Consider the following 5,243-nt stretch of genomic DNA (forward strand, 5'->3'; position numbering starts at 1 on the left):
CCGTCCGGCGCGGTCACCGCGTCCATATGGTTCCACGTCCCGTTCGCATTCCGGGTGTGGTAGATGAGCTTGGAATATTGCGGCGAGCCGGTCGGGCCCCGCCCGGAGCCCGCCGCCGTGCCCGAGACCTTCGTGGACGACGTACGCGCGGCGCTGTACGCCTCGAAGGTGGTGGCCTACGCGCAGGGCTTCGACCTGATCGTGGCGGGCGCGAAGGAGTACGACTGGGACATCGACCTCGGTGCGCTGGCGCGGATCTGGCGGGCGGGGTGCATCATCCGGGCGCGGTTCCTCAACCGGATCGTCGACGCCTACGCGGCCGACCCCTCGCTGCCGACGCTGCTGGTCGATCCCTCCTTCGCCGACGCCATCGCCCAGGGGGAAGCGGCCTGGCGCCGGATCGTCGGCATCGCCGCCGCGTCGGCGGTGCCCGCGCCGGGCTTCTCCTCCGCCCTGGCCTACTTCGACTCGCTGGCCTCCGAGCGGCTCCCCGCGGCGCTCATCCAGGGGCAGCGCGACTTCTTCGGCGCCCACACCTATCGCCGGATCGACCGCGACGGCGTCTTCCACACGCTCTGGTCGGGCGACCGCGGCGAGATCGCCACGGAGCCGTCCACCCACTGAGTTTCACGCGGGCGCACCCGGGCGGTGCGTCGTCGTTCTCGCGGCGTTCGCCTCGGCGAGGTCTACTCACCCTCAGTCCGAAGCCGCCTCTCGGGGCGTCCGACATCGAGACGTGAGGCGTGAGATGAAGCTGGTCGTGCAGATCCCGTGCCTCAACGAGGAGGAGACGCTGCCGTCGGTCCTCGCCACGATCCCGAGGTCCATCCCCGGCATCGACGAGATCGTCGTCCTCGTGATCGACGACGGCTGCTCCGACCGGACCGTCGAGGTCGCCCGGGAGCACGGCGTGACGGAGTTCGTGCACCACGCCCGCAACCAGGGGCTCGGCCGCTCCTTCCACGACGGCGTCGCCCGGGCGCTGGAGATCGGCGCGGACATCGTGGTCAACACCGACGGCGACAACCAGTACCCCCAGGAGCGGATCGGCGACCTCGTCCAGCCCATCGTCCAGGGACGCGCCGACATCGTCATCGCCGACCGGCAGGTGCACCTGGTGGAGCACTTCTCACCGCTGAAGAAGCGGTTGCAGCGGGTGGGCAGCGTGGCGGTCAACCGGGCCGCCGGCGTACGCCTCCCGGACGCGGCCAGCGGCTTCCGGGCCTACTCGCGGGAGAGCCTGATGCTGCTCAACACCGTGACGCGGTTCAGCTACTGCATGGAGACGATCATCCAGGCGGGCAACAAGAACCTGCTGATCGCCAGCGTCCCCGTCCTGACGAACGCCAAGACCCGCGAGTCGCGCCTGTTCCGCTCGATGCCCGAGCACGTCGCCAAGTCCGCGGCGGCGATCATCCGCTCGTTCATCATGTACAAGCCGTACGTCGTCTTCGCCTGGCTGACAGCCTTCTTCGCCGTTCTCGGGCTGGCTCCGTTCGCCCGCTACGCGGTGCTGTGGGCGGCCGACAACGAGAGCGGCCACCTCCAGTCCCTGCTGGTGGGATCGCTGCTGCTGATCGTCGCGGTGCTGTCGCTGATGCTCGGCGTCATCTCCGACCTGATCCGCACGAACCGGGTGCTCATCGAGCACAACCTCGAGCACACCAAGCGGATGCGCTTCGGGATGTCGCGCGAGGAGATCCTCGCGATGCAGGGGCTCGCCCCGATGACGTTCGAGCGGCTCGAATCGGGCCGGCACTGAGCGCCGGGACGGTTCCGGAGGCCCGCGCCGGCGTACGGCGGCGCGGCCTGTCGCAGCTGGTCGTCGCGCTCCTCGTCGTGGCGGCCGGTGCCGTCCTGGTGTGGCGCCGCGGCGACGAGCTCGGGCGCGCGCTCGACCAGGTCTCCCTGACGCGCCTGGAGGTGGCCGGCGCCCTGGCCGTCGCCGGCACGATCCTCATCCAGCTCGTGTGGAGCGCGCTGCTGCGCGGCCTCGGGGCCGAGCCGGCGCGACGCGACGCGGCCTCGGTCTTCTTCGTCAGCCAGCTGGGGAAGTACGTCCCCGGGTCGGTCTGGCCGGTGGTCGCGCAGATGCAGTTCGGCGTGCGCTGGCGGGTGCCCCGAGCCGTCATGCTCGCGGCGAACGTCCTGCTCCTCGGCATGGTCACGGCGAGCGGGCTCGCCGTCGGCGCCGTGCTGCTGCCCTGGTCGAGTCCCGACGGCCTGCGGCGCTACTGGTGGCTGCTGCTCCTCCTCCTGCCGCTCGCCGCGGGCCTCCACCCGCGGACCGTCCCGGCCGTCCTCGACCGCCTGCTGCGGCGCCTGGGACGTGACCCGCTTCCCGTGCGGCCCGGACTCGGGTCACTGGCCGCCTCGGCCGGCTGGGCTCTCCTGGCCTGGCTCGTCCTCGGCCTGCACGTGGCGGTCCTCGCCGGCGCCTTCGGTCACGTCGGGGTGCGGGAGCTCGCCGCGTTCGCAGGCGGTATGGGCCTGGCCTGGGCCGCCGGGCTCGCCTTCATCCCCGCACCGGCCGGGGCGGGCGTCCGCGACGCCGTCCTCGTGCTCACCCTGAGCCCGATGACGGGTACGACGGGTGCGCTGACCGTCGCCCTCGCCTCGCGTGCCCTGCTGCTGGTCGCCGACGTCCTGCTGGCGGCCGTGGGCGCCCTCGCCCGACCGGTCGGCCGCGTCGGCCCCGTCAGCCCCTCGTGAGCACCGAGGTCTGCTCGGGATAGGGGAGTGTCGGGGTGAGGCCGCGGAAGACCCGCTCGCGCAGGCCCGAGGCCTCGATGGCGACGCGGTAGCGGTGCCGGCGACTGTTGTCGAAGACAACGATGCCGCCGCCGGCCAGTCGTGTCCCCGCCGCGGCCAGGCAGGCCTCCCGGGCACGGCCGTCGATCACGATCAGGTCGAAGTCGCCCGGGACGTCGTCGATGGCGGCGACGTACCCGGCGAAGTCCAGCCCGGCGTGGCCCTCCTTCCGCGACCCGACCACCGGACGGTCGCTGGGCACCGGCTCGATGATCCGCAGGTCGACGTTCCCGAGCCGATCCAGCTCGGTGCGCATGGTCTCGCCGAACCCGCGGTGGTGCTCGACGCTGTGCACCTCACCGGCGCGGCGCGAGAGCCAGACCGTCGAGGCGCCCGAGCCGTACTCGAAGACCCGGACCGGACGCTCGCGGCCCGCCAGCCAGCCGTCGACGAACCCGGTGGCGTCGTACGTCCACCAGGGCACGTCGAGCCGGGCCATCGCCACCGAGTCGTAGACCCGGGTCAGGCTGTGCGCCCAGTGCCGGGCGCGCCGGCCCACCGGCGGCGGCTCGTCCCGGGCCAGGCCGGTGCGGGCGAGGCCGCGTCCCAGGGACCTCATCGAGCCGGCGTACGCCTGCTTGGTGACGGCGAGCGGGGAGCGGCCGGAGGTGGACATGGGCGCACTGTCCCACGGGTCAGAGGAACGGGCGCAGCGGGGAGAGGACGATCTCGGTGAACTTGCGGTGTACGTCGCGGGCCAGCCACTCGCCGGTGGTCAGCTCGAGGGAGTTCGACTCGTCGGTGGCGAAGACCCGCTCCAGCACCTGGGCGAAGTCGTCGTCGATGATCTCGACGTTGATCTCGTAGTTGCCGGTGAGGCTGATGCGGTCGATGTTGGCCGTGCCGACCGTCGCCCACGAGCCGTCCACCGTGCAGGTCTTGGCGTGGATCATCGCCCCGCTGAACCGGAAGATCCGCACGCCCGCGTCGAGCAGCTGGGAGAAGTAGCCGCGGGCGATCCAGTCGGTCGCGACGTGGTTGGACTTCAGCGGGATCAGGATCCGCACGTCCACGCCGCGCCCGGCCGCGCTCTTGAGTGCGTCGACGAAGTCCTGGTCGGGGAGGAAGTACGCCGTGGTGAGGTAGATGTTCTCCGAGGCACGGTTGATCGCCTCGAGGTAGACCCCCCGGATGGGGAACATCCACAGCCGCGGCACGTTCCGATGGATCCGGATCCGCGGCTCCCACTCGGCGGTGGTCTCCAGCAGCATCGGGCGCTGGTTCTCACGCTGGCGCTTGTTGCGGTTGAGGTTCCAGAAGTCGGCGAAGGCCCGCTTGAGGTCCCAGACGCCGATCCCCGTGATCCGGATGTGGGTGTCGCGCCACTCGGTCGCGTAGAGGCCGCCGATGTTGTAGCCGCCGACGAAGCCCACCTTCTCGTCCACCACGAGGATCTTCCGGTGGTCGCGGCCGTAGCGCGCGATGTCGAAGAAGCGCCACCCGGCCGGGTAGAGCGGGAAGCGCAGCACCTTGATCGTCGGAGGGAACCGCTTGAACCGCTTCGGCACGACGAGGTTCGCGAAGCCGTCGTAGATGACGTGCACATCGACCCCGCGGTCGGCCGCGTCGATCAGCGCCTGCTTGAACCGCTCGCCGAGGGCGTCGCCCTTCCAGATGAAGGTCTCGAGGAGCACCTGCGTCCGTGCCCCCTCGATCGCGGCGAGCATGTCCTCGTAGAGGTCGGCGCCGAAGGTGTACGTCGTCACCTCGCCGTCGCCGAGCGGCGTCCGGACCGGCGGCAGCGTGGGGAAGGGCTTCGCCCTCCGCCCACGGCTGCGATACCCGTCGACCAGGCTCATCACGACCGCGAGGGCGGCCGGCACGCCGAAGACGACGAGCAGGGTCCGGCGTACCCACGTCCAGACCGTGCCGCTGATCACGGTTTCACCCTAACGGCACCCCTCACGGCTTCGGTCGCGCCGGCCCTTCCGGTCGCGTTGGCGGTTCCTTATGCTGGGCGACCATGCGACGTGCGGCGGGATCGCTCATCTCGCTGGCCCTGGGGCTCGGCACCCTGACCGTGGCCGGCGGCGCTCCCGCGTCCGCGGCGACACCGGAGACCGTCACCTTCCTCTCCACCGGCACGGAGCAGACCTTCACGGTCCCCGCGGGGGTGACCACCGTCCACGCGAGCGCCGTCGGCGGACGTGGCGACGCCGGCGCGTACGGCGGAGGTGCCGGCGGGTACGGCGCCTCGGTAAGCGCCGATCTCTCCGTCACCCCGGGGCAGGTCCTCTACATCGAGGTCGGCGGGAACGGCCAGGGCGTCACCGGCGGGTTCAACGGCGGCGGCGCGGGCGGCACGGGTGTCGACAACGGTGGCGGCGGCGGGGGTGCCTCCGACATCCGGCTCGCTCCGCGTGCCGCGGGCACCTCGCTCGGCCTGCGCGTCCTCGTCGCCGCGGGCGGCGGCGGTGGCGGGGCAGGCAACC

The 5,243-nt window shown here is 71.8% G+C and carries 6 protein-coding genes; 4 read left to right on the plus strand and 2 right to left on the minus strand.

Translation table 11 applies throughout. The annotated features are described in order from the left end of the window. The first annotated feature begins 63 nt into the window (after positions 1-63). The 3 genes from QM572_RS14150 to QM572_RS14160 all read left to right on the plus strand — a co-directional run bounded on the left by QM572_RS14150 (position 64) and on the right by QM572_RS14160 (position 2,712). The gene (locus QM572_RS14150; RefSeq protein WP_415094178.1) at positions 64-624 is read left to right on the plus strand and encodes a hypothetical protein; all 561 of its coding nucleotides are present in this window, start codon (positions 64-66) and stop codon (positions 622-624) included. Between the two features lie 112 nt (positions 625-736). Then, entirely contained in the window at positions 737-1,762 is a 1,026-nt protein-coding gene (locus QM572_RS14155; RefSeq protein ID WP_415094180.1) for a glycosyltransferase family 2 protein, read from the plus strand. Positions 1,763-1,839: 77 nt separating this feature from the next. Further along, positions 1,840-2,712, plus strand: a complete 873-nt coding sequence (locus QM572_RS14160) for a lysylphosphatidylglycerol synthase domain-containing protein (protein WP_415094182.1) — start codon at positions 1,840-1,842, stop codon at positions 2,710-2,712. Here QM572_RS14160 and QM572_RS14165 read toward each other — a convergent pair. Both QM572_RS14165 and QM572_RS14170 read right to left on the minus strand, forming a co-directional pair. Beyond that, positions 2,699-3,427 (minus strand): class I SAM-dependent methyltransferase, encoded by a 729-nt coding sequence (locus tag QM572_RS14165; protein ID WP_415094184.1) that lies wholly within the window; start codon positions 3,425-3,427, stop codon positions 2,699-2,701. The two genes, QM572_RS14160 and QM572_RS14165, sit on opposite strands and share 14 nt — an antisense overlap. Positions 3,428-3,446: 19 nt before the next feature. Next, complete coding sequence (locus tag QM572_RS14170) at positions 3,447-4,691, minus strand: phospholipase D-like domain-containing protein (RefSeq protein WP_415094186.1); 1,245 nt, start codon at positions 4,689-4,691, stop codon at positions 3,447-3,449. Between the two features lie 83 nt (positions 4,692-4,774). On the opposite strand from QM572_RS14170, the gene QM572_RS14175 reads away from it, so the two are divergent. Further along, positions 4,775-5,243: glycine-rich protein (locus QM572_RS14175; protein WP_415094188.1), on the plus strand; the 469-nt coding region annotated here is incomplete at its 3' end.

The sequence above is a fragment of the Nocardioides sp. genome (assembly GCF_047607365.1).
Taxonomy (GTDB): domain Bacteria; phylum Actinomycetota; class Actinomycetes; order Propionibacteriales; family Nocardioidaceae; genus Nocardioides.